Here is a 23,333-nt window from a genome sequence, read left to right as displayed (position 1 = left end):
TTCCGGACCTGCCGGAACGCGGATCCCTCACCGGCCTTGGAAATTCAATTGGCGACGAACATCAGCGCGGCGAGCAGCAACGCGACCAGGAGGAGCGATATGCTGGCCGTCGACCATTGACGAAGAACGCCGTCGCCCGTTTCGACCAGGCTGCCGAGTCCGATACAGGTGCGCCGCAAGGGGGCGATCAGGTGCATTATCGTCTTCCCGGCTGCCGAAAACGCCAGGGGATGCGGCCAGGGACTGAGCAGGATTGCAAGCGCGGCACCTCCGAACACGGTTACGAGCAATTTGACGAGCGCTTCGACCCCGAACAGTTTCGATTCCGCGGCATACGTGATCGGCAAATACGGCTCCCATGGCAGCAGGCCAAGCAGTAGCGAGCAGAGTGCCAAGGCAAGCGCCGCCAAACCGCTGCTGCGTGGCGGCTTCGCCACGAGTGCGACCGGCTGATCCGGAGGCGAAAGCGCATGGGCAAGTACCAGAACGACATAGGCGGCCGTGAACATCCCGCCGACCTGGAGCACGCCGGCCCACCACCACTGTCCCGTCCTTGCCGTCTCCTGGAGCAACAACTCCTTCGCCAGGGCGGCGCCACCCGGTTGAACGCCCATCAGTGCGAAGCCGGCTAACGCAAAGGTCATGACGCTCAAGGGCAGGGCGCGTGCGGCGCCGCGGATCCCGGTGACGCGATCATGGCCGAATCCGGCGTAGATCGACCCGACTGCCAGGAACATCGCCGCTTTCGCAGTGGCGTGAGAGACCGTCTGAAGCAATCCGCCAGCAAGCGCTTGCCCACTTTCGAGCTGACCCGAGGCATTGAAGGCCAGCGGAAACATCAGGAAGAGATAGCCGATCTGAGCCAATGTCGAATAGGCGACGAGCAGCTTGAGGCGCTCCTGCCGCAGAGCGACGATGCTTCCGACCACGATCGCGCCGGCTCCCAGCGCCGCCAGAAATTGTGCAGCGGCAAAGCCGGACATGCCGGGGCGTACGTTGAACCACAGCCGCAGAAGGATGAAGAACGATCCCTTCACGACCAGGCCGGACAGGATCGCGCTCGCGGCCGCCGGTGCGCCGGCGTGAGCGGGCGGCAGCCAGAGGTGCAAAGGAAAGAGAGCGGTCTTGGCGAGGAGGCCGGTCGTCATCAATGCCGCCGCAATCAGCGCGCCGGGCTCCGCGGAGGCGCGATGAGACAGCAGCACGATGTCGAGCGTGCCGTACAGGCCATAGAACAGTGCGGTGCCCATCAGGTAGAGGATCGAGCCGAGCAATGCGAAGAGAAGATAGCGCAGCGCAGCCTGAAGCGTCTCTGCGCGCCCCTCCAGTGAGACCAGCGGCACCGCGGCGAACGTCAGCAGTTCCAGGGCGACGTAAAGGGTGAAGAGATCGCCTCCGACGAAGATCGTGTTCAGCGCCGCCCAGATCGCCAACAAAAGAATCCAGAATGCGAAAGGCGCACGCCGGTTCCCTGATGCAGGACGAAAATCGCTCGCGGCAAAAACGGCGACGACGCAGATTACGATCGCCGTGGTCGCGAGCATCACCGCCGACGATCCGTCCGCTCGCAAGGCGACCCCCAATGGTGGCGGCCAGGCACCGAGCAGATAGGCAAGGTGGCCGTCGTTCTGCGGCAAGACCAGGAGAACTGCCGCGGCAATTGTCGACCCGACCGGCACGACCGTGAATGCGACCAGCCGGACGTAGCGGTCGCCGAGAGCGAATGCCAACAGCACGCCCGCGACCGGTACGACGATCGACAGCACCAGCAGAAAGCCACCCGCACTCGTCTCCAGCGCGGGGGACAGCATCAGCCACCTGATGGATCAGAGCGCGGGCTCGTCGGCGCTCGACTGCTGAGCGTCGTGGAGCCCGCGGCGTGGAATAACCGGAGCAACAAGGCGATCGCCAGGGCCGTTGCGGAAAACGCGACCACGATCCCCGTGATCACCAGGGCCTGCGGCACCGGATCGTTGCCAACACCCGCCGCGGCACCCCGTCGCCCGACGATCCCGAACAGGAGAAACACTCCGCTGCCGAGCAGATTGAATGCGACGATCTTGCGTAACGGTTGCGGGTTGGTGATCAGGCCGTAAAGCCCAAGTCCGACCGCGGCGGCGGCACACAATCCGAACACCGATACGCTGCTCATCGCTATGCATTCCTTTCAGGCGCGCCGGCGAGGAGGAGGGCGAGGGTCGCTGCGATCGTCAGGACCATCGCGACCTCGATGCCGAGAATCAGCGGTTTGGCGAACGCAACCGGATAGGCGAGGAAGGCCGCTCCGAAACAAAGCCCACCGAGGCCAACGACAAGAAACAGGCCGGGCCCGGCAACCAGGATAAACCGCAGCCATCGGCTGCTCACGGGCGGCGTGTCCGCCAATCCAGCCATGATGGCCAGCAGCCACATGGACGCGAGAACCGCACCGCCCTGAAATGCTCCGCCGGGGTGATCGGCCCCAGTCCACAGCATGTAAATGCCGACGACAATGCCCGCAGGGGGCAACAGGCGGGCGAGGAAGGCGAGAACGCCATGTGGGTCGGCTTCGTGATGCGGTCCCGGACGGCCGCCCCAGGCCCGGTCCGACGCGAGCGACCAGACACCGACGACGGTCAGCAGGAGCACGACCTTCTCGAGCATGGTGTCCATCCCGCGAAATGCCATGAGGACATTGGTGACCGGATTGGCCATTCCGGTCGCTCCGGCATTCGCGGCGACGACCGGTGCCAGCGTTGGAGCATGATCGGGCAGGATCAGGATGGCGAGACCTAGCGCCGCCGCGATCGATGCGGACAGGATGGCCGCGATCAGACGCGTAAAGCGGTCGGGTCGTTCGGCTGCCGTGGCCTCGGCATCGCGCAACCGGGCAGCCGCTCCCAACAGCACGACGCCACCCAAGCCGCCGCCGATGGCGGCTTCCGTCAGTGCGACATCGACCGCGTCGAGACGAACCCAGATCAGCGCGACCAGAAGACCGTAGGCGACGAAACCCACCGTTGCCGAATACGTCTCGGGGACGGCGATGGTCCAGATGGCGAGGCCCAGCACCACGGCGGCGAGTGCGACCTCGAAGACCGTTGCGATGCTCATCCGGCCCCGCTTCGGCGCACCGTGCGCGCGATCAATTGCGAGACCGTGGCGCCGGCAAGAAGTGCGAACATCCAGATGCTCATCAGCTTCAGCCCGTCGCGCAGGCCTCCTGCCTGGGGAAGCAACCCGAGCACGACGAATCCGAGGCCGAGGTTGTCGGCCTTGGTCAGCGCGTGGAGGCGGGTCAAGGTGTCGGGGAAGCGAAGGAGGCCGACTGTGCCGGCCAGGAAGAAGAACGCGCCCGTCGAGACGCACGCGATAGTCATGATGTCCCGCGCGAAGTTCACTTGTCCTCCGCCGAACCGACCCCGTCGCTTTCGAGGCGGGACAGCCCCTTCTTGACGAACGCGATGGATGCGAAGGTGGCGAGCAGCGCCAGGATCAAGGCCACGTCGACGGCTGCCGGGACGCCTGTCACGGTGCCGAGCAACAGCAGCACCGCGATGCCCGCGGTACCGATCAGCTGCGCAGCCATCATCCGGTCGGTGTCGCCCGGACCGCGCAAGATCGACACCAGGCCGAGGGCCAGAAGCGCGAGGATCAAGCCGACGGCAGCGGTCAGGAATTCAGTCATTGTAGAGGGCCCGGACCAGCGCCGCTTCCTCGGCGGCGAGATCGTCGAGGACTGGTTGTGTGACGTCGAGGCAATGATAGACGATGTGCCCGTTCTCTTCGCCGGCCGGCACCGTCCCGGGCAGCAGGCTGGTGAGTGTCGTGAACACGTTCTGCCGTACGCCGCGTGATAGCCGGGACGGATAGGCCACAAATCCCGGATGTAGCGGCAATCGGGGATTCAGTGCGCGTCCCGCGACGTCTATGCCGGCGACGACGGAGTGATAGAGGAAAAGCAGCGCCAGTCGGGCGATGGCCACAAGCGAACGCCGCGAGCTGCTGGGTTCGAGCAGGTGCAAGCTTGTCCAGGTTGCCGCGGCGATCGCAACCGCAGCGGCAGGAATATCTCCTGGATTGGCTCCGGCAAGAACGAGCCAGAGGCAGAGGAACGATGCTGCTCTGAACATCGCTATCCGCCACAATTGTCCACCCGTGATGGCCGTGCGCCCGTCTCGATCACGTGAGGACCCTGTCATGTCGGCTTCCTCGGTTGCTCCGGATTTGCGTCGCCAGATTCGACGATGCCTCCAGGACGTGGGTTCGCTGGCGGCGGCTTCCTCGGCAAATCATTCAATGCACCGAGCCGCGAGCCGGCGTAGCGATACATCATCATCCAGAATGGCTCCGATGGCGCCCACGAGCGGATCGTACGGCGCCATCGTTTTGGATAGGATCTCGCGACCCTGCCGCGCAACTAGCGCGACGCCTGTCTGGCGAAGCAGGTGCCGCCCCTTCCGCTCCTGGACGCCCGGCACTGCTCCTCGGTGGAATACCTGCAATTGGTCATTCCCTTGAACTTGGAGCACCATTGATGTTGCTGAGTTTGCGCCTGTGACGCGACGGGCGTGATCGCCAGTGCCCCCAGGATGGCGGTGGCCACCAAGATAAACTTTCGCATTTGAAATCCTCCTGATCCGTCGTTTCGGTGGGAGCTACGTTCGAGCGTTGTTCTTCAAGCGTTTGCTTCACCTGACGTTGCATCATGTCGTGTCGGCGGAGCTGGCGGTATTGGGTGATTGCCTGATCGGGTCTCAGGAATCTCCCAAGGCACAAGCCACGGTGAACCACGATTACATCCGGTTGCATCGAGTAGATTTACCGATGTTGGCAGCGGGCCCCATCAGCAAAAATGCCAACCGCGACACCGAACCAACTCAACCCCGGAAAGGCCGATCGGCAACATTTCACACCCGGAACGGAAGAGCTCATGTTCACGCGCGGCAGCCGATCTACGCCTCGGCGCATCGTCACACTGACTTTCCTGGCTGCGTTCTCGCCGATTATCGCAGGCTGCGGCAGAGAAGCGGCAACGAATGACACGCCCGTGCCGCGGATCGTACGTACGGCGACCGTGGAAAAACGCAAAATCACGACGCCCTTGACATTTTCCGGCCGGGTCGAAGCCGAAGATGAAGTGAATGTGGCGTTCCGGATATCCGGGCGGCTGTCAAACAACGACAGCAAGATCGGCGATCGGGTCAATGTCGGCCAGGTGCTGGCGCGGTTGGAGTCCCAGAACGAGCTGAACGCACTGCGGCAGGCGCAGGCATCTCTCGCCGCGGCTCAGGGGCAGTTGACGCAGGCCCGCAATCACTTCGACCGTCAGGAGACGCTTTTGGCGCAGGGCTGGACCACGCGCGTCAATTACGATGCCGCGACCCAGGCGCAGCAAACGGCGCGATCGCAGGTCGATGCGGCTGAAGCCGCACTGAGTGCCGCGCATGACCTGGTCGGATTCACGGAACTGAAAGCCGATGCCCCCGGCGTGATAACCGCCACTGGTCCAGGAGCCGGCGAGGTGGTGCAGGCTGGGCAGATGATCGCAAGGATCGCGCGGCAAGACGGCCGCGATGCGGTCTTCGACGTCCCCTCTCAAATGGTCAGAGCTGCTTCAGCCGATCCGGAGGTTGAGGTCAGCCTGGCTGATGATCCTACTGTCAAGGCCAGAGGGCGCATTCGCGAGGTTGCCGCGCAGGCCAGTGCCGTCACCCGGACCTTTGAGGTCAGGGTCGGTCTGACCGACCCTCCGTCGGCGATGCGCCTGGGCGCGACGGTCGTTGGGCGGGTGAACACGAGTGCAGGGCCGATGATCGATATTCCGTCCTCCGCCCTGACCAGGATGAACCAGCGCGCCGCCGTATGGATCGTCGATCCGACCGCCAGTACGGTCTCGGTGCGCAATGTGGATGTGCTGCGGTTCGATGAAGCCCAAGCGGTGATCTCGCAGGGGCTCGACACCGGTGAAGTCGTTGTCACCGCCGGCGTCCAGGCGCTTCATCCGGGTCAGAAGGTCCGGGTGCTCGGATCAGGGCAATGAGTGGAATCAATCTTTCCGATTGGGCGCTGAAACACCGCTCGCTGATTGTCTATATGATGATCGTCGCGGTTATCGCGGGTGCATTGTCCTATTTCCGCTTGGGTCGCAACGAAGATCCCGCCTTCATCATCAAGACCATGGTTGTTCAGGCCGCTTGGCCCGGTGCATCTGTGGAGGAGACGATGAAGCAGGTGACGGAGCGCCTCGAACGTCGCCTCCAGGAAACGCCGCATCTCGACTTCCTGCGAAGCTTCACGAGGGCAGGTGTCTCGACTGTCTTTGTGAACCTGAAGGGCAGCGCCAACGCAAGCGAGGTCGCCGACACCTGGTACCACGTGCGCAAGTCGATCGGCGACATGCGCCATACGTTACCCGCCGGTGTGATCGGGCCTGGGTTTAATGACGAATTCGGTGATACGTTCGGCATCATCTACGGCTTCACCAGCGACGGTTTCAGCCAGCGTGAGCTGCGCGATCGGGTGGAGGATATTCGCTCGAAACTGCTTCTCGTGCCTGACGTGTCGAAGATCGAGCTTTTGGGCGAGCAGGATGAGGTGATCTTCGTCGAGTTTTCCACGAAGGAGCTCGCGGCCCTCGGCGTTGATCGGTCCTCCCTTATTGCGGCGCTCCAGTCGCAAAACATCGTGCGTCCGGCGGGAACGATACAGACGAGCTCGGAAAGCATCTCTATTCGGGTGTCAGGGGGCTTCCAGTCCGAGCAGGACATCGCCGACATCAACTTTTCCGCAGGCGGGCGCATGCTTCGCTTGAGCGACATCGCACGGGTGCGGCGCGGTTACACCGACCCGCCCCATCCGATGTTTCGGGTCAACGGAAAGCCAGCCATAGGACTCGCAATCGCCATGCGGGACGGCGGGGATATTCTTGCGCTGGGCGCCAACACCACAAAGGCGATGGCGCAGATTACCGCAGACCTCCCGATCGGAATCGAGCCGAGCCTGGTCGCCGACCAGCCCGTCGTGGTCAATCACGCCATTCGGGAGTTCATGGTCTCGTTGCTCCAGGCGATCGCCATCATCATGGTGGTCAGTTTCATCAGCCTGGGCGTGCGACCCGGTCTGATCATCGCGCTTGCCATACCGTTCACCTTGGCAATCGTCTTGCCGATCATGGGTCTGCTGAGCATCGACATGCAGCGAATATCGCTCGGCGCACTGATTATCGCGCTCGCCTTGCTGGTCGACGATGCGATGACAACGACCGACGCGACGCTCACCAAACTGGCGGAGGGCGCCAGCAAGGTCGAGGCGGCAACTTTCGCCTATCGGACCCACGCGATGGCGATGCTCGCCGGCACGCTGGTGACGATCGCCGGCTTCATTCCGGTGGGCTTTGCGGCGAGCTCGGCGGGCGAGTACACGTTTTCGCTGTTCGCCGTGGTCACGATCGCACTGCTGGTCTCCTGGATGGTCGCTGTCATTTTCACGCCACTGCTTGGCGCTGCGATCCTCGTTCCGCCGAAGCAAGGCAACTCGGCTGACCCTAGCAGGATTTTCCGGATCTACCGGAGCTTCCTGACATCGGCGATGCGCGCGAAATGGCTGACCATTGCGATCTCGATGGCACTCTTTGTCGCCTCGGTCCTTGCGATGCCGTTGATCCCCAGGCAGTTCTTTCCGTCGTCGGATCGTCCGGAACTGCTGGTCGATGTCAGCCTGCCCCAGAACGCTTCGATCTACGCGAGCGAGGCTGCGGCGAAGCGCCTGGATGCGGCGCTGGCGATCGACCCCGATGTGGCACGATGGAGCACCTATGTCGGACGCGGCGCCATCCGCTTTTACTTGCCTCTTAACGTCCAGCTTCCGAACGACTTCTTCACGCAGACCGTGGTGATCGCAAAAGATGTCGCCGCGCGTGAACGCCTGCATGCCAAGCTCGAAAAACTGCTGGCCGAGGAATTTCCCAAGGCCATTGCGTTCGTTTCGCCGCTCGAGCTCGGGCCGCCGGTCGGTTGGCCGATCCAGTATCGGGTGGGCGGGCCTGACGTGGAGCGGGTACGAGAGATCGCGCTGCAGGTCGGGCAGATCGTTGCTTCCAGTCCGGACACCAAGCAGGTGAATTTCGACTGGATGGAGCCCGACCGGCAGGTACGCATCCGCGTCGACCAGAACGAGGCACGTCAACTCGGCCTGAGCTCGCAGGCGATCGCGACCGTCCTGAACGCCGTCATCACGGGTACGGCCATCACCCAGGTCCGCGACGATATCTATCTGGTCGACGTGGTTGCCCGCGCGACCGACGAGCAAAGGGTCTCGCTGGACAGTCTGCGCAATCTGCAGGTGGCGCTGCCGGGCGGACAGACCGTTGCTCTCAGCCAGTTTGCATCCTTCGAATATGATCAGGAGTTTCCGCTCATCTGGAGGCGCGACCGCGTTCCGACCTTGACGGTCCAGGCCGCCATCGCGGGTGAGAAATTGCCGGAAGGCGTGGTCGCCTCGCTGTTGCCGACGATCGAGAAGTTCCAGAAGACGCTCCCGCCGTCGTACAGCGTGGTCGCGGGCGGGACGGTGGAAGAAAGCCAGAAATCGCAGGCATCCGTGTTGGCCGTGGTCCCAGTGATGCTGTTGGTCATGTTCACGGTCCTTATGGTGCAGCTGCAAAGCTTCCCGCGACTGTTCATGGTCCTCAGCGTTGCGCCGCTCGGCCTGATCGGGGTCGTTGCAGCCTTGATGCTGTCCGGGAGACCGCTGGGCTTCGTCGCCATTCTGGGGGTTCTCGCGCTCCTGGGCATGATCAGCAAGAACGCGGTCATCCTGATCGGTCAGATCGACGCGGAGCGCGCTCTTGGTAAGACACCTTGGGACGCCGCGGTCGATGCCAGCAGCTCCCGGTTCCGGCCGATCATGTTGACGGCCGTATCGACCGTGCTGGGGATGATCCCGATCGCGCCAACGGTGTTTTGGGGGCCGATGGCGTTCGCGATCATGGGCGGCTTGCTGGTTGCGACGGTTCTTACGCTCGTCTTCCTGCCGACGATCTATGTCGCCTGGTTTGGCGCAACTCAGCCGGTGGTGATCCAGCGCGACCCAAGCCGCACGAAGGGGGAGGGTAGAGCCCGATAGGGGAATCCTCGCCTTCGGCTAGGTAGTCAACCCGATGCCCCCCACTGCGCAGTGAGTGCATCTGTGATGATCGAAAGCCTATCTGCGTTCGCCCTGAGGGCATTGCAGATGATCGGGGTACCACTATGGGTGCGAACGGCGAACAACAGAAAGTCCCGCTGGGAATCCTTACCGGCATGGTCGTCGGCGGCATGGTTGGCGCAGGCGTGTTTTCGATTCCGCGCAATTTCGCACAGGCTACGGGCATCTACGGAGCCCTGATTGCCTGGGCCATCGCCGGCGCCGGCATGCTGATGCTGGCGTTCGTGTTCCAAACCCTCGCAAACCGCAAGCCGGATCTCGATGCCGGCGTATACGCCTATGCCCGGGCGGGCTTCGGGCCCTATGTCGGTTTCTTCTCGGCATTCGGCTACTGGGCCAGCGCCTGCGTCGGCAACGTGTCGTACTGGATCCTGATCAAGTCGACACTCGGTGCGTTCTTTCCCGCTTTGGGGCAGGGCAATACGTTGACCGCGGTGCTCATCTCCTCGGTCGGAATATGGGCATTCCATTTTCTGGTGCTGCGCGGCGTGAAGGAAGCGGCGGGAATCAACAAGATCGTCACGATCGCCAAGGTCATCCCGTTACTGGTCTTCGTCGTGCTGGCGATCTTCTACCTCAAGCCCAGCGTATTCGTGGCTAACCTCTGGGGCGGCGCGACCGGGGATTACGGCAGTCTGTTTGAACAGGTCAAAGCGACGATGCTGGTAACGGTCTTCGTGTTCCTGGGCATCGAGGGCGCAAGCAACTATTCGCGCTTCGCGGAGAGACGCGAGGACGTGGGTATCGCGACCGTGACGGGTTTCCTGGGCGTCCTCGCGCTGTTCGCCTCGGTGTCGATCCTGGCCTACGGCATCCTGCCTCGCGCAGAGCTAGCGCAGCTGCGCCAGCCTTCGGTTGGCGGTGTGCTCGAAGCCGCCGTCGGTTACTGGGGCGCCCTGTTCATCGGCGTCGGCGTGATCGTCTCGGTGCTCGGGGCATACCTGGCTTGGACGCTGATGGCCGCTGAGGTGCTTTCGGTGGCAGCGAAAAATCAGGACATGCCCGCTTTCCTCGCGCGCGAGAATGCCAACCAGGTGCCCTCGGCTGCATTGTTCATGAGCTCACTGCTCGTACAGCTCGTACTCGTCGCAACGCTGTTTTCCGACGACGCCTTCACCTTTGCGCTGTCGCTATGCAGCCACCTCTCGCTGATTCCCTATTTTCTCTCCGCGGCCTTTGCGTTGATGCTGGTGTTTCGCAGGGAGACTTACGAAAGGGATCCACGCGACCTCAGCAAGGATGCCATCATTGCGGTCTTGGCGACGATCTACACCATATTCTTGTTGTTCGCCGGCGGGACGAAGTTCCTGCTGCTCGGCTTCATCATCTACGCCCCCGGTACCATCCTGTACTACATCACCCGAAAAGAGCAGGGCAAACAACTCTTCACGCCGGCCGAGTGGGTTTTGTTCGCAGTCGCGGTCATTGGCTGCGTTGTCGGCATCCATGGTCTGGCGACCGGCTATATCACCATCTAGCGTCCCAATACGAAAAGGAGCCACAATGGCGAACTCTCCAGCTTTTGGCGTTCATTCGGAGGTCGGCCAGCTTCGCAAGGTGATGGTCTGCTCGCCCGGCCTCGCGCACTCGCGCCTGACTCCATCGAATTGCGATCAGTTGCTGTTCGACGATGTTCTCTGGGTGGAGAACGCCAAGCGTGACCACTTCGATTTCGTCACCAAGATGCGCGACCGTGGTGTCGACGTGGTGGAAATGCACAACCTGCTGGCCGAAACGGTGGCGGTACCCGAAGGCAAGAACTGGATTCTCGACAACCAGGTCGTGCCAAATCAGGTCGGCCTTGGCTTCATCGACGAACTGAGAAGCTACCTTTCCGGCCTGGACAATCGCAAGCTCGCGGAAACCTTGCTCGGCGGCCTGTCGACCCATGATTTTCCCGAGGCGCATGGCGGCGCGGCCATCAAGATGGTCAAGGAGGCGGCGGGCGCGACCGAGTACCTGCTGCCGCCGCTGCCGAACACGCTGTACACCCGCGACACCACCTGCTGGATCTATGGCGGCGTGACGCTCAATTCGCTTTATTGGCCGGCGCGGCAAGAGGAAACGATCCTCACAACGGCGATCTACAAGTTTCATCCCGATTTTGCCGGCAAGGTCAATGTCTGGTGGGGCGATCCCACGCACGATCATGGGCTGGCTACATTGGAGGGGGGCGACGTGATGCCGATCGGCAAGGGAATTGTGCTGATCGGGATGAGCGAACGCACGTCGCGACAGGCGATCAGCCAACTCGCGGCGACGCTGTTTGCGAAGAAGGCGGCGGAACGCGTGATCGTCGCAGCAATGCCAAAGATTCGCGCCGCCATGCATCTCGACACGGTCTTCACTTTCGCTGACCGCGACTGCGTGCTGACCGCGCCGGACTTCATCAATCAGACTCGTACCTATTCCTACCGCCCGAGCAATGCGCCGAGCGGCGTCGAATTGCACGCGGAAGAGAAGCCGTTTGTCGACGTCGTCGAGGAGGCGCTGGGTCTCAAGAAACTTCGCGTGGTCGAGGCGGGCGGAAGCGACTATCAGCGCGAGCGAACGCAGTGGGACAGTGGGGCCAACCTCGTCTGCGCGTCACCAGGCGTCGTATACGCCTACGATCGAAACACCTACACAAACACCCTGCTGCGCAAAGAGGGTATCGAGGTCATCACCATCGTCGGGGCGGAACTGGGCCGCGGTCGTGGTGGCGGCCACTGCATGACGTGCCCGATCATCCGCGATCCGGTGGACTATTAGCGGGACGCAGGTAGCGGACTGTTCTGGCTGGTGAGATCAACAAGATTCCGCGGACCGGGAGCTCACGGCGCAATTCGTGTGCTCTCCCTGTCACATCGGTTTGCAATCTCCGCGAGCTATGCCGCCATTGCTTGACACTCGACAAGGCCAGCCTATCGTCCTCGCGTGGCGGGGCAAAGCCGACGATCTCGAGGATTCGGATGCGTGTATCTGGATTTCTTTTGCAGACGATTGGACTCTTGGCTTCGACCGCCGCGTTTGCAGCTGACGTCGATCTGAGGGATTTCAAGGCGGAACCACCGGCGCTACCGGCGCCTTCTTGGAGCGTCGTTGGCTCGGTCTCGCCGACCTTTACAGACAACGCCCTGTTCAGCCGCGATAACCGCAGATCGGACGGCTATTATGAGCCTGATATCAGCGTCAGGTTGGACGGTTATCTGACAAATGACCTGTCCTATCGACTCTATGCCCGCGCGCAGTATGAGGCGTTCGCGACGGAGAAGGACGGAAATGCCGCGATCGCGCGCCTGGGTGGGCGCCTGACCGAGAACTGGAACGGCTGGCGGTTCTCCGCCATCTACGAGAACCGCTACGATTTCGATGGCGTCTACCGGGGTCTCGCATTCATCTCGCACGACGTGATGGGTTCCGTGGCCCGTGACTTCCAGGTCAATAACGTCACGCTGTCGCCGTTGTTGCTGTTGACCTATCGGTTTTCCGATCTGGCGGAAGCTCGCCGTTGGCGCTTTGATGCCATTCTCGGCATTGAGGTCAAACTCGATTCAAAATGGTCGATCGTGAGCGCGCCGTTATTCGAAGCCTATTGGTTCACCGACGGATTGAATTCCGGCCGGGAGGACCAGCTCTATTCCGCCGATATCGGTCTGAAGTATAATTTCGCCAGTAACCTGTCGCTGACGACCAGCGTGCTGTACGAGGCCCGAACGTCGAACGTTCCGCTCCGCCATTACAGGGATCTCCGGATCGGTCCGCGGCTCGACTTCGCCTTTTGAGAGAGTGCCTGAAAATGCTTGTGAGACGCCGGTTTGTGCTGCTGGGGACGGTTTTCGGGATGATGGCGGCGACCGCCGCGGCGGCGGATCCGCGTGATGCCGTCGAACGAAGCCAGCGCCTGGATACCGATGCGCTGCGGGACGACGTTGGGCAAAATCGTCTCCGGGTGCCGTCTCATCCGCTGGTGATTGCACCTTCACCACAGCCCGCTCCGATCTCCAGGCACAAGAAGAAGTCGAGCGCGAGCAGCGGCAGCAATCGATAGCGGATCCTCGCTCGACAGGATCTGACGTTGCGGGGCCGTGCAGGCCCAACATGCATCGTGCACTTTCCAAGACCTGGCGTGACATCGGTCGGCCTCCGTAAACGGCGGTCACAGCCGCTGGTCTGGATCGCTGCTTAACGACAATTTTAGTCACTGTTGTCGTGCTTGAGCGGCCCACGGAACTGGCACAAACTGCACAGTATTATGCGGAAATTCATGTCAGTCATGCGAGGTCTTCATCCCTAGGGAATACTACTCTGTGGTTGTGCGCAAAACATGGGTGTATGCTCTATGTTATTCCCTTAGAGGTGGCGCGTGCGACTCGAGTCGTCGCTGCCGAGACCGCTAGGCGGATAGTTCTTGAAATCGCTTCTGAGGGTCGATTTCGAGAATGGTCTGGGAAGTTTGGTGCGTACCGTGAAACCTTGCAATGCGAACTCGCTGACGCGGCCCAGCATCACGGAGCATCTGTTTGTTTCGGAAGCGATCAGTGATGGGCTCGACCGTGAAGACCTTCTATTTGCGGTGCGCCCGTTGCGCGGCGGTTTCACATATGAGGGGATCAATCACGCTTTCGAAGCAGTCCTGGGAATGTCATCGCGCGAAGTGTCGGGCATGGGCATCTCCGATTGTATGGGAAGAGGCAATTCTGAGTCGGTCTGTGAGGGCCTCGAGGCGTGTCTTGCAGAGCAAACTGAGGTCAGAATTCACCACAGCCTGACATTCGGTGGTTTGCGGCGGGACGTCGAAACAATCGTCGTTCCGATCCTCGATCCTATCGCGGGCGTCATTGTCCGATTGATCGGTCGTCACCGGATTTTCCCTGAGGAGTTTCCCGATGACGGAGCCGACGAGGCCGACAACGTTCGCAGCAGCGTCGACTTGGCTTCCATTCAGGAAGATATCCATCAACGGATAGCGTCCGAGCTTCATGATTCGACCTGCCAGTACCTGATTGCCGCTAGTCTCGGCATGATGCGTATTCGCACCTGCCTTGGTACGGCCGATGGGCTTGACCGCATTTGCGACGATGTTGATGCATCGATTGACCAGGCCCTGAGGGAGATCCGCTCTCTCACCTATCTGCTACATCCGCAGAACCTGATGGCGCAGGGACTGAAGGCGACGATTGAGTGCTACGCTTACGGCTTTGCGGCACGGACGTCGTTGCGCGTCGGCATCGATATCGACGCCTCTGTCGACCAGCTTTCGTACGAGAGCCAGCGTTCGCTGCTACGGGTCGTCCAGGAAGGACTCACGAACATATTCCGCCACGCGAGGGCGACAGAGGTCAAAATAGTTGTCGAGGCGACTAACGGACAGTTGCGGTTGACGATCAGCGACAATGGACGCGGCTTTCCAGTCCGTCGCGCGAGGGACAGGAACAGCGCGATGTCGATGGGGGTCGGTATTCCGGCCATGAGGGCGAGACTTAGGCAGCTTGGCGGCACGCTTCAAATCCGATCCGATCCGGAAACGCCGCACTCCGGCACAACGTTGTGCGCGGCGTTCCCGCATCGCGTCGAAGCGAAGCGACGCAAGCGGCGAACCCCATTGCAATCATGAGTGCCAGCGCGGGCACTCGGTAAATTGATCACGGGTCGCCGGCTGCAAGCGGATTCCCTCGTCCGCCTGCGGGAACTCGAAAGCTGAGCATGGAGTTGATGGTCCGGAGTTCATGCCATGAAGCGAATCCTTATCGCCGACGATCACGAAGCCGTCCGTTCGGGCCTCCGTGCGGTGCTGGCGCAACGTGCCGACTGGGAGGTGGTCGCGGAGGCGAGCGACGGCAGCAAGGCGGTCGCCGCGGCGATCGAGAGTCAGCCGCACGTCGCGATCGTCGATTTCTCGATGCCGCGCATGACAGGCGTGGAGGTTGCCCGTCGGATCAAGCAGTACCCGCTCTTGACCGAGGTTCTGATCTTTACCGTCCACAACTCCAGTCTGTTGGCCCAGCAGGCCTATCAGGCCGGCGCGCGGGCATTCCTGGTGAAGTCTGACGCGAGCAAACTGCTGCTGGCGGCTGTCGATTCGCTGCTGGTTCACAGGCCGTTCTGTGTCAAGAACGCGTCGAACGAGTTCGACCGCGGATCAGCTGACGCCGCGAGCGGGCACCAAGGACTTACGCCGCGCGAGCGGCTTGTCGTCAAGTTGGTCGCGGAGGGCTATAGCAACAAGGGCATTAGCGCCATCCTGAACCTGAGCGTGAAGACGACGGAGGCTCACCGCGCGGCGGCAATGCGAAAGCTCGACGTGAACTCGACCGCCGGTCTGGTCCGATACGCAGTTCGAGCAAGGCTGGTTGATGCCTGATCCGGCGTGCGAACGTCGGTACATTCGCCGGGGAACATCAGGGTTTTGCATAATAAACTCTCTTGACGATGGCTGGTAGGATCGACCGCCACTTGTCTGCCGGTCATCTTCGTTGATTGTCCGATGAATTTTGGGCCGACATTCGGGAAACGACGCCGTGAAGCGCATCGTGATTGCCGATGATCATGAAGTTGTACGTTTTGGGCTTCGGGCGATCGTCGACACGCGCTCCGATTGGATCGTCAGTGGAGAGGCAACCAACGGCGAGCAGGCTGTGGCTTTGGCGCTGGAAACGCGTCCAGACATCGTAATAGTTGACTATTCGATGCCGCTCATGAACGGAATCGAAGTTAGTCGCCGCCTCAGGCTGATGCATCTGCGTACGGAAGTGCTGATCCTCACGATGCACGAAAGCGAGGAGCTCCTGACGGAGGCCATTCTGGCTGGCATCCGCGGCTTCCTCTTCAAGTCGGATGCCAGGAAGCATTTGATTTCGGCAATCGAGGCCTTGCTCGACGGCAGGCCGTACTTCACCAGTGTACTGCTGGAGAAGCTGTTGCATGACTATCAAATCAATAAGCAGAACAAGTCGGATGTGCTGCTCACTTCACGCGAACAGAGCGTTGTTCAGCTCATCGCGGAGGGACATACAAACAGATCCATCGGCGCCCTCTTGAAGCTCAGCGTAAAGACCGTCGAGACCCATCGTGCCGCAGCCATGCGCAAGCTCGGGATGTCATCGACCGCCGAACTTGTTCGCTATGCCATCCGCAAGAAATTGGTCGCGCCCTGAATTGGCAGATGGGTGAAAATATCTTGATGCTGGCGAGCCAGCTCCGACGGATTCTCGACAGCCGAGAAGTGGCTGGAACCAGCACAAGGCCGAGACCTCCCATGGCCTAGTGCAGGCCCCGCCGGTTGTCCCGCAGAGTCTCGACCTCCCACAGCGCAAGCTGTCGTCGATCGAACGGGGGAACGTAGTCGTCAAGCGTCTTGATCGGAGGTGGGAAGTTGAAGGGCGGTGCGCAAAGATTGATTGTGAAAAAGTCTCCTGTCCGAATCGCCCGGTTCTTCCCGTTCGGGAAAGTGGTGGTCAGAAGATATCTGATGTTTGACCGGAGGATGTTGTCGATTGCGCCAAAGATCATGTCTTCGGACAGGTGAATGAAGCAGTCGCGGCAGAGCAGCAGGTCAGCCTTCGGAAGCGGATCGTTGCAGAGATCGATCTGGAGAAACGTGCGGTCCGGCCGACCGTGTTGCTTCGTGGTGCGTTCAATCAACTCCGGGACGATATCGCCCCCGATATAGTGCAACACAGGAAGCTCGATCTTCGACAACCAATGCAGATCGCCGCAAGGCAGGTCGAGCAGGGTATTGATTCCGAGATCGCCGATCAGCCCGGGAAGGTTTTCCCGTACCCTTTGCGTATTGTGTAGCGTCGATCCACCGCCGGAAGCAGTCTCCTTGTAGCCCCATATGTTCCGTCGATATATTTCGCTGAACACTTCGTTTGGTGTGCCGCGCAGATTGCGCACCATTTGCGTGCGTAGCCAGATCAGCGCCGATGCCGGCAACGTCTGCCGCGCAATGTCGATAGCGATCGAAAAAATGGCTGTCCGTCGTAACCAGTCTGCGAAATTGTAGAACAAGTCATCACCCGAAACTGACACCTATTGCGAACGCTGCCGAGGTTGATGGACGGCGTAAGTTCTTGCTAAACATGTACAATTCCAAATGTTTCCAAATGTGTCAATCGATGGCCGCGCGCTCGACGGCGTTTTGGTGGCGACACGACCAAGCCAATGAGCGCTTATAACGGCGGGCGCAGTTCGTGCCGAACCCGCTCCACGGGCCTGCGGGCCGCCGGGGAAAGAGCAGAGCCGCCCCGACGGGTTGAGGTCGGCGCGACGGCTTAGGTTTGCACGTACCTCATTGATGAACTTGTTGATCAAGGGGACTCTTGATCAGCGGGTCCCAGGTTCGAGCCCCGGTGCGCCCACCATCCCAAAACCCTGCAGCCTTCAAAAGACTTCGACTCCGGAATCTTTGATGAGCTTGCCCCAGCGGTCGTAGTCGGCCTTGACGGTGTTCATGAACCCCTCGGGCGTCGAGGTGGTCACAAGCAGCCCCTGAGCCTCCAGGCGAGCTCGAACATCGGGTTGGGCTCCGATACGGACGATCTCGGCATTCAAGCGCTGGATGATTTCAGTCGGAGTACCTGCGGGTGCGACCAGGCCGAACCAGGAATCGACGACGAAGTCCGATACGCCGGCTTCGGCAGCGGTTGGGACGTCGGGAAGCTGCGGCGACCGCTCGCGGCTGGTGACGAGGAGGCCTTTAATCTTGCCGTCGCGGATTTGCGGCGCAAGCACGGTGAGCGTGTCGAACGACAGATTGACGACGTCGCCCAACAGGGCGTTCACCGCCGGTGCGCTGCCCCTGAACGGCACGTGCAGCAGCTTCGTTCCGGTTTGGCTTTGAAAGAGCTCGCCGCTCAGATGGCAGAGCGTTCCGGGACCGCAGGACGAATAGGTCAGCTTGCCGGGATCCTTGTTCGCCACGGCGATGAGCTCCATGGCGGTCGAGACCGGCGTGTCCGGGCTGGCTGCCAGCACGTAGGGGACCGTCGCCAGGTTCGATACCGGCGCGAAGCTCTTGAAGGGATCGTACCTGATCTCCTTGTTGATGTGCGGCAGGATCGTGAGCTGGCCGGCGGGAGCCAGGGATAACGTATAGCCGTCGGGATCCGCGCCGGCGACGGCTTCGGCCGCAATTGCGGTGCCTGCGCCGGCCTTGTTCTCGATCACAACGGGCTGCTTGAGCGCTTCGCTCAGTTTGTCGGCGTAAACGCGAGCGACGGTATCGGCGGCGCCGCCAGGAGGAAACGGCACGACCAGCTTGATGGTGTGGTTCGGCCAGGCACCGGCGATCGCGCCGCTCGAGCTCAAGAGCACTGATGCGGTCAAAACGGATGCGGCGAAGAAGCGAAGAGGTCGGACGAAGCGCACAGCAAGTATCCTCGGTGATGTCAGGCAAATCGGCCACGCGTCCCTTTCGCCGGAACGTCGCTGGCAAAACTCGCCACGGAAAGCACCCCATAGATGCTATTCGGCCGAACTCGCGGCAATGGAACCGCGTTGCGAATGCGCGTCGGTCGCTGGTGGATTGCTTCTGTCCGATACGCGATCGTGAGAAAAAACGTCCAAGGGGACGCCTGACGAGCTCCCGGCCCAGATCGGGCGACGGGGGCAAGTCACCAGCCGGCGGCGTCTTGAATCCAGCCTGTAAAGCAAGCCACTGAGGCTATTCGAGTCGAGATCGGGCCGGGCTTTGTGTAAGAAGGCGGTACCAGTCTGTCGCGGAGAAGACCGATTCCCCAACTCACATTCGGCCTGATCTATCTGCTGATCCTGACCCGCTTCTTATGGCCGATCAATTTGCCGCTGTGGGTCAAGATCGTGGCGGCTGCGCTCGCATTGGTCGCATTGCAGTTTCACCGGTGGAGCAAGCTCTCATCGGGCTCCGTATTTTCTCCCGAGTTTCCACGTCCGGTGGTCGCCCTCTTCAACTGGGCGTTCGGCGCGGTCGTCCTGCTGGCGTTGCTGCAATTGGCGCTCGATGTGGGGCTTTTGCTCGCAATCCCGTTCAATGGTGGCGTCGTGAGTGTGCCCGACGACGTCCGCTACGGACTGGCTGCGCTGGCCGCCGTCGCGGCCGCGATCGGCGTCCATCAGGCCATGCGAATTCCGCCGCTGAAGGACATTGAAATCGAGATCCATGGACTTCCGCCGCAATTTGACGGATACACCATTTTGCAACTGACCGATCTTCACATCAGCCGGTTGTTTCCCGCTTCCTGGGCGCGCACGCTCGTCGAGCGATCGAACAAGCTCGGCGTGGACCTGATCGCGATTACCGGAGACCTGATCGACGGCACGCTCGATGCGCGACGCGCCGACATCGAGCCGTTGCGGGATTTGAGGGCAACGGATGGAGTCTATGTGATCTCCGGCAATCACGAATACATCTTCGGCTATAGTACGTGGATGGCGCACTTTGCCGCGTTGGGGCTGCTTTTGCTCGAGAATAGGCACATCGTTCTCGATCGCAATGGCGGCAAGCTGGTCATGGCTGGCATCACCGACCGGGCGACGCGCCATAGAGGACATCACGTCCGCGATCTTGCTGCAGTGCTTGAAGGTGCACCGAAAGACGCCCCGGTCATCCTGCTTGACCACCAGCCGGCCGATGCGCGGCACGCCGCCAAACTCGGCGTAGCCCTGCAATTGTCCGGACATACGCACGGCGGATTGATCGTGGGTTTAGACCGGCTGGCCGCACCCGCGAACGCCGGCTTCGTCTCGGGCCGGTACGACGTCGACGGGATGACGCTCTACGTGAACAATGGCACTGCGCTGTGGCCAGGATTCGCGATGCGGCTGGGGCGTCCATCCGAGTTGACGCGGATTACATTGCGTCGGGCGGGACCCAGCTGACCGCGTGACGGCCGGCGATGGCAGCGCCGGTGTTCGGGAGAATGTCGGAAGAGCGATCAGGGGATGTAGCCAGACGTGATTGAACAGGAATACGACACGATCATCATCGGCGGCGGTTCCGCCGGAGCGACGCTGGCGGCACGTCTGAGCGAAGACCCCGCGCATCGTGTGCTGCTGCTCGAGGCCGGGCAGGATCTCCGCACCGCGACGACACCGGAACACATCCGCATTCCGAACCCGATGCGCGCCATAGGTGATGACGACTTCCGCTGGCCAAAACTGTTGGCGCGACGCACCGAACGGCAGCAGCCGCTGCTGCTCTGGCGCGGCCGCGCCATGGGCGGCAGCTCGACCATCAATGGCCAGATCGCGATCCGCGCCGTGCCCGACGACATCGACCGCTGGGCCGCCGCGGGCTGCATTGGCTGGTCATGGGACGAGATGCTGCCTTATTTCTGCAAGCTCGAAACGGACAAGAATTTCCCCGACGCACCCTATCATGGTGATCGTGGTCCGATCCCGGTGTATCGCGCTCCGATCCCGGACTGGGGCAATGTCGACCGGGCGCTGCGCTCCTCGGCGCTCGGCCTCGGCTATGGCTGGTGTGAGGATCACAACGCGCCTGGTGGCACCGGCGTCTCGCCCTATGCCATCAACAGCGAGTCTGGCTTACGGATCTCCACCAATGACGGCTATCTGGAGCCGGCGCGCGGTCGCGCCAACCTCGACATCGTCGGTCATGCTCTGGTCGACACCATCACCTTCGAAGGCAACCGGCTGCACGCCAGCGGCGTCCGGGTCCTGGTGAACGGCCAATCCTTCATGCCCCGCGCGACACGTGAGGTGATCCTCTGCGCCGGCGCCATCCATTCGCCGGCCATCCTGCAACGCTCCGGCATTGGGCCGCCGCCCTGCTGGAGAAGCTCGGCATCCCCATCCGCGCGGACTTGCCGGTGGGCGAGAATCTGCTCGACCATCCGATCGTCAACGCACTGCTGCATTTGCGCGAAGGCAGCCAGGTGAACACCCTGATGCACCGGCACACCAATTGCTGCCTGCGCTATTCGTCCGGCGTCGCAGACGCTGGCGACAACGACATGATCATGATCGCCGGAAATCTCGCCCGTTCACGGCAATCGATGGCTGAAGTCGCGCTGGGTCGCATCGCCGTGTCTGTCTATCAGGCCTTCAGCCAGGGCCACGTCCGCATCGTGACTGTTGACCCCGAGGTCGATCCTGAAGTCGAGGAACGCATGCTGTCCGACCCTCGCGATCTCCTGCGCATGCGCGACGGCGTCCGCCGGCTGCGTGATATCTGTCTGCAGCCTGCAGTGACCGATATCGCTGGCCGCGTCGACTATGGCGCGAGCGGACGCTCCATGGACGAGCCGTTCAGCGACGCAGAGCTGGATGACTGGCTGTTCGCCGAGTGCAGCGACGCGCAGCACGCCAGCGGCACCTGCCGGATGGGCGCGCCTGATGACGCGCGCTCGGTCGTCGATCACGAATGCCGGGTGATCGGATGCACGGGGTTGCGCGTGATCGATGCCTCGATCATGCCGGAGGTCCCGCGCGCCAACACCCATCTGACGACGGTCGCGATCGCGGAGCGCATGGCAGACCGGTTGAAGGGCGCGAGATAAAAGGTATGGGCTCGATCTGAAAGCTCACCGCTCGCGCAGGCTCTCCTGGCTATAGCGGACCAGCGGCGAGAGCACGTAGGAGATGATGTGGCGGGAGCCGGTCTTGATCTCCACCGTCACCGCCATGCCCGGTGTGAGGTTGACCGTCCGTCCGTCGATGTCCATCTGGGGGCCGGGCTATTGGCTGCTCGAACTTTTCCAGAGCTCTCAGGTCCGCCTTGTTCAGGACCACGCCGAGCAGGCGATCGTGAAGCTTGGGGTCTGCGAGCAGGTGATGACGCACCGCCTTGATTTTGGTGCTGCCCCATCCCACCACGTCTGCGGGGCTCTCAACCGGCCTGGATCTCGGCCGATGCGTCGGCCAGGCCAGGCACCGCCCCTCCGCGGCGACACGTTATCTCTCTAGCGAAGTAATAATACACAATTGCAACAGTTTGATACCAGGCGACGGTGAACGTTCGTGACCGAAACGCGAGATATGCCACATTACGATGATGGTGCGATCGTCGTCGGTCTCGCTCATATGGAGTGCACGATGCGGCGGCATCGGTACCGGGCTCCCTCTCCCGCTTGCGGGATAGGCGAAGCAAGCCCTGGGGGGACGCACGCGCGCCACGGGCCGCGACACGCGCCTCGATCCGGCGATTGACAGGCAATTATTACATGTCTAAAAATATGCAAATACATATAATTGTGAGATGCCCTTGGACACGCATCCGCTCAAATTCAAGGTGAGATCGTGCAGCGCGGAGACCCCGCTGGTGCGGAGCCTTGTGTTTGACGTGGAGGGCGGTGTCGCGCCGCGATGGCAGGCGGGCGCACATGTTCGCGTGGCACTCCCTGACGGAGGCGACCGGCCGTATTCGCTGATGGCCTTGCCGGGGCTTCCCGACGGCGCTCTGGCGCTTGGCGTCCTGCGTGAGCAAGCCTCGACCGGAGGCTCGCAGTTCATGCACGCGCTGAAGGTCGGCGACGTCGTGAGGGCCACCGCACCGGTCAACAATTTCCATCTGCACAAGGAGGCGTCACCGGCGCTGCTGTTTGCCGGCGGCATCGGCGTCACGCCCATCCTGTCGATGGCGGCCGAGCTGAAGGCCCGCGGCAACCCATATCGTCTGCATTATGCGGGCCGCGCGCGCGGCATGCTGGCGTTCCTGCCGCAATTGCAGGAGATCTGCGCGGACAGCCTCTCCATCCATCATGATGACGACGCCTCCCGCCTGGATCTTGCGGCGGCACTCGGCGATGTGCCGGTCGGCTGCCACATCTACGTCTGCGGCCCCGCGGGCATGATCGACGCGGTGAAGACCGCGGCGCTGGCCAGGGGCGTTGCGCCGGACCACGTCCACTATGAGCTCTTCAAGGCGGAGCAGCCGGGCGTGCCTGACGCGCCGTTCGAGGTCGAGCTCAAGTCGAGCGGGCAGGTCGTCACCGTCGCGGCCGGCCAGACCATCATCCAGGCGCTGGAGGCGGCGGGTTTCGACGTTCTCTACGACTGCCAGCGCGGCGATTGCGGCATCTGCCAGTGCGGCGTGATCGCAGGCATTCCCGATCATCGCGACGTCATTCTCAGCGACGACGAGAAGGCGTCCAACACAGTCATGCAGATCTGCGTGTCGCGGGCGAAATCGCAGCGGCTGGTGTTGGATCTTTAGCGAGAAGCAA

General features: G+C 61.8%; 20 protein-coding genes and 2 pseudogenes. 12 read left to right on the top strand and 10 right to left on the bottom strand.

Features of this window, described 5'->3' with window-relative positions; all coding sequences use genetic code 11:
• Nucleotides 1–44: 44 nt before the first annotated feature.
• The 7 genes from IVB29_RS17235 to IVB29_RS17205 all read right to left on the bottom strand — a co-directional run bounded on the left by IVB29_RS17235 (nucleotide 45) and on the right by IVB29_RS17205 (nucleotide 4,603).
• Nucleotides 45–1,811, bottom strand: coding sequence for a proton-conducting transporter membrane subunit (locus IVB29_RS17235; protein ID WP_247504568.1), 1,767 nt, complete (start codon nucleotides 1,809–1,811; stop codon nucleotides 45–47).
• Nucleotides 1,811–2,152 carry an NADH-quinone oxidoreductase subunit K gene (locus tag IVB29_RS17230; protein WP_247504567.1) on the bottom strand — a complete coding sequence of 114 codons (342 nt, stop codon included), beginning with the start codon at nucleotides 2,150–2,152 and terminating at the stop codon, nucleotides 1,811–1,813. Before IVB29_RS17230 ends, IVB29_RS17235 begins: the two co-directional genes overlap by 1 nt.
• 2 nt (nucleotides 2,153–2,154) lie before the next feature.
• Complete coding sequence (locus IVB29_RS17225) at nucleotides 2,155–3,093, bottom strand: hydrogenase subunit MbhD domain-containing protein (protein WP_247504566.1); 939 nt, start codon at nucleotides 3,091–3,093, stop codon at nucleotides 2,155–2,157.
• Complete coding sequence (locus IVB29_RS17220; protein WP_247504565.1) at nucleotides 3,090–3,380, bottom strand: monovalent cation/H(+) antiporter subunit G; 291 nt, start codon at nucleotides 3,378–3,380, stop codon at nucleotides 3,090–3,092. Before IVB29_RS17220 ends, IVB29_RS17225 begins: the two co-directional genes overlap by 4 nt.
• On the bottom strand, nucleotides 3,377–3,667 hold the full coding sequence (locus IVB29_RS17215) for an MrpF/PhaF family protein (protein ID WP_247504564.1): 291 nt from the start codon (nucleotides 3,665–3,667) through the stop codon (nucleotides 3,377–3,379). The genes IVB29_RS17220 and IVB29_RS17215 overlap by 4 nt, the downstream gene beginning before the upstream one ends.
• Nucleotides 3,660–4,112 (bottom strand): Na+/H+ antiporter subunit E, encoded by a 453-nt coding sequence (locus IVB29_RS17210; RefSeq protein WP_247504563.1) that lies wholly within the window; start codon nucleotides 4,110–4,112, stop codon nucleotides 3,660–3,662. Before IVB29_RS17210 ends, IVB29_RS17215 begins: the two co-directional genes overlap by 8 nt.
• Before the next feature lie 287 nt (nucleotides 4,113–4,399).
• Nucleotides 4,400–4,603 carry a DUF3551 domain-containing protein gene (locus tag IVB29_RS17205; protein WP_247504562.1) on the bottom strand — a complete coding sequence of 68 codons (204 nt, stop codon included), beginning with the start codon at nucleotides 4,601–4,603 and terminating at the stop codon, nucleotides 4,400–4,402.
• Nucleotides 4,604–4,912: 309 nt separating this feature from the next.
• Here IVB29_RS17205 and IVB29_RS17200 point away from each other — a divergent pair, with 309 nt between their 5' ends.
• The 9 genes from IVB29_RS17200 (at nucleotide 4,913) to IVB29_RS17160 (ending at nucleotide 16,322) form a co-directional block, all read left to right on the top strand.
• A complete protein-coding gene (locus IVB29_RS17200; RefSeq protein ID WP_247504561.1) occupies nucleotides 4,913–6,022 on the top strand; it encodes an efflux RND transporter periplasmic adaptor subunit in 1,110 nt (369 codons plus the stop codon).
• Nucleotides 6,019–9,105 (top strand): efflux RND transporter permease subunit, encoded by a 3,087-nt coding sequence (locus IVB29_RS17195; protein ID WP_247504560.1) that lies wholly within the window; start codon nucleotides 6,019–6,021, stop codon nucleotides 9,103–9,105. Before IVB29_RS17200 ends, IVB29_RS17195 begins: the two co-directional genes overlap by 4 nt.
• 125 nt (nucleotides 9,106–9,230) lie before the next feature.
• Nucleotides 9,231–10,664 (top strand): basic amino acid/polyamine antiporter, encoded by a 1,434-nt coding sequence (locus IVB29_RS17190; protein ID WP_247504559.1) that lies wholly within the window; start codon nucleotides 9,231–9,233, stop codon nucleotides 10,662–10,664.
• A gap of 25 nt (nucleotides 10,665–10,689) precedes the next feature.
• Nucleotides 10,690–11,937 (top strand): arginine deiminase, encoded by a 1,248-nt coding sequence (gene arcA / locus IVB29_RS17185; RefSeq protein ID WP_247504558.1) that lies wholly within the window; start codon nucleotides 10,690–10,692, stop codon nucleotides 11,935–11,937.
• A 131-nt stretch (nucleotides 11,938–12,068) separates the two neighbouring features.
• Nucleotides 12,069–12,950, top strand: coding sequence for an outer membrane beta-barrel protein (locus IVB29_RS17180; protein WP_247504557.1), 882 nt, complete (start codon nucleotides 12,069–12,071; stop codon nucleotides 12,948–12,950).
• 14 nt (nucleotides 12,951–12,964) lie between these two features.
• On the top strand, nucleotides 12,965–13,216 hold the full coding sequence (locus tag IVB29_RS17175; protein WP_247504556.1) for a hypothetical protein: 252 nt from the start codon (nucleotides 12,965–12,967) through the stop codon (nucleotides 13,214–13,216).
• Between the two features lie 360 nt (nucleotides 13,217–13,576).
• A complete protein-coding gene (locus IVB29_RS17170; RefSeq protein WP_247504555.1) occupies nucleotides 13,577–14,782 on the top strand; it encodes an ATP-binding protein in 1,206 nt (401 codons plus the stop codon).
• A gap of 117 nt (nucleotides 14,783–14,899) precedes the next feature.
• Nucleotides 14,900–15,529, top strand: a complete 630-nt coding sequence (locus tag IVB29_RS17165; protein ID WP_247504554.1) for a response regulator transcription factor — start codon at nucleotides 14,900–14,902, stop codon at nucleotides 15,527–15,529.
• Nucleotides 15,530–15,686: 157 nt separating this feature from the next.
• Nucleotides 15,687–16,322, top strand: coding sequence for a response regulator transcription factor (locus IVB29_RS17160; protein WP_247504553.1), 636 nt, complete (start codon nucleotides 15,687–15,689; stop codon nucleotides 16,320–16,322).
• A 106-nt stretch (nucleotides 16,323–16,428) separates the two neighbouring features.
• On the opposite strand, the gene IVB29_RS17155 is transcribed toward IVB29_RS17160, so the two are convergent.
• Together IVB29_RS17155 and IVB29_RS17150 are read right to left on the bottom strand one after the other, a co-directional pair.
• Nucleotides 16,429–17,178 (bottom strand): class I SAM-dependent methyltransferase, encoded by a 750-nt coding sequence (locus IVB29_RS17155; RefSeq protein WP_247504552.1) that lies wholly within the window; start codon nucleotides 17,176–17,178, stop codon nucleotides 16,429–16,431.
• Between the two features lie 372 nt (nucleotides 17,179–17,550).
• A complete protein-coding gene (locus tag IVB29_RS17150) occupies nucleotides 17,551–18,483 on the bottom strand; it encodes a tripartite tricarboxylate transporter substrate binding protein (RefSeq protein ID WP_346731289.1) in 933 nt (310 codons plus the stop codon).
• 417 nt (nucleotides 18,484–18,900) lie between these two features.
• Between IVB29_RS17150 and IVB29_RS17145 the strand changes: the two genes are divergently transcribed.
• Both IVB29_RS17145 and IVB29_RS17140 read left to right on the top strand, forming a co-directional pair.
• The gene (locus IVB29_RS17145) at nucleotides 18,901–20,025 is read left to right on the top strand and encodes a metallophosphoesterase (RefSeq protein WP_247505126.1); all 1,125 of its coding nucleotides are present in this window, start codon (nucleotides 18,901–18,903) and stop codon (nucleotides 20,023–20,025) included.
• 75 nt (nucleotides 20,026–20,100) lie between these two features.
• A pseudogene (locus tag IVB29_RS17140) lies at nucleotides 20,101–21,668 on the top strand (GMC family oxidoreductase N-terminal domain-containing protein).
• A gap of 24 nt (nucleotides 21,669–21,692) precedes the next feature.
• Here IVB29_RS17140 and IVB29_RS17135 read toward each other — a convergent pair.
• Nucleotides 21,693–21,836, bottom strand: a pseudogene (locus IVB29_RS17135) (HlyD family type I secretion periplasmic adaptor subunit); the annotation flags it as partial.
• A gap of 536 nt (nucleotides 21,837–22,372) precedes the next feature.
• Here IVB29_RS17135 and IVB29_RS17130 point away from each other — a divergent pair.
• Complete coding sequence (locus IVB29_RS17130) at nucleotides 22,373–23,323, top strand: PDR/VanB family oxidoreductase (RefSeq protein WP_247504550.1); 951 nt, start codon at nucleotides 22,373–22,375, stop codon at nucleotides 23,321–23,323.
• Nucleotides 23,324–23,333: the final 10 nt, after the last annotated feature.

This window comes from Bradyrhizobium sp. 1 (genome assembly GCF_023073315.1).
Taxonomy (GTDB): Bacteria; Pseudomonadota; Alphaproteobacteria; order Rhizobiales; family Xanthobacteraceae; genus Bradyrhizobium.
Note: the sequence above shows the minus strand (reverse complement) of the source record. Positions and strands in the feature narration are given on the sequence as shown.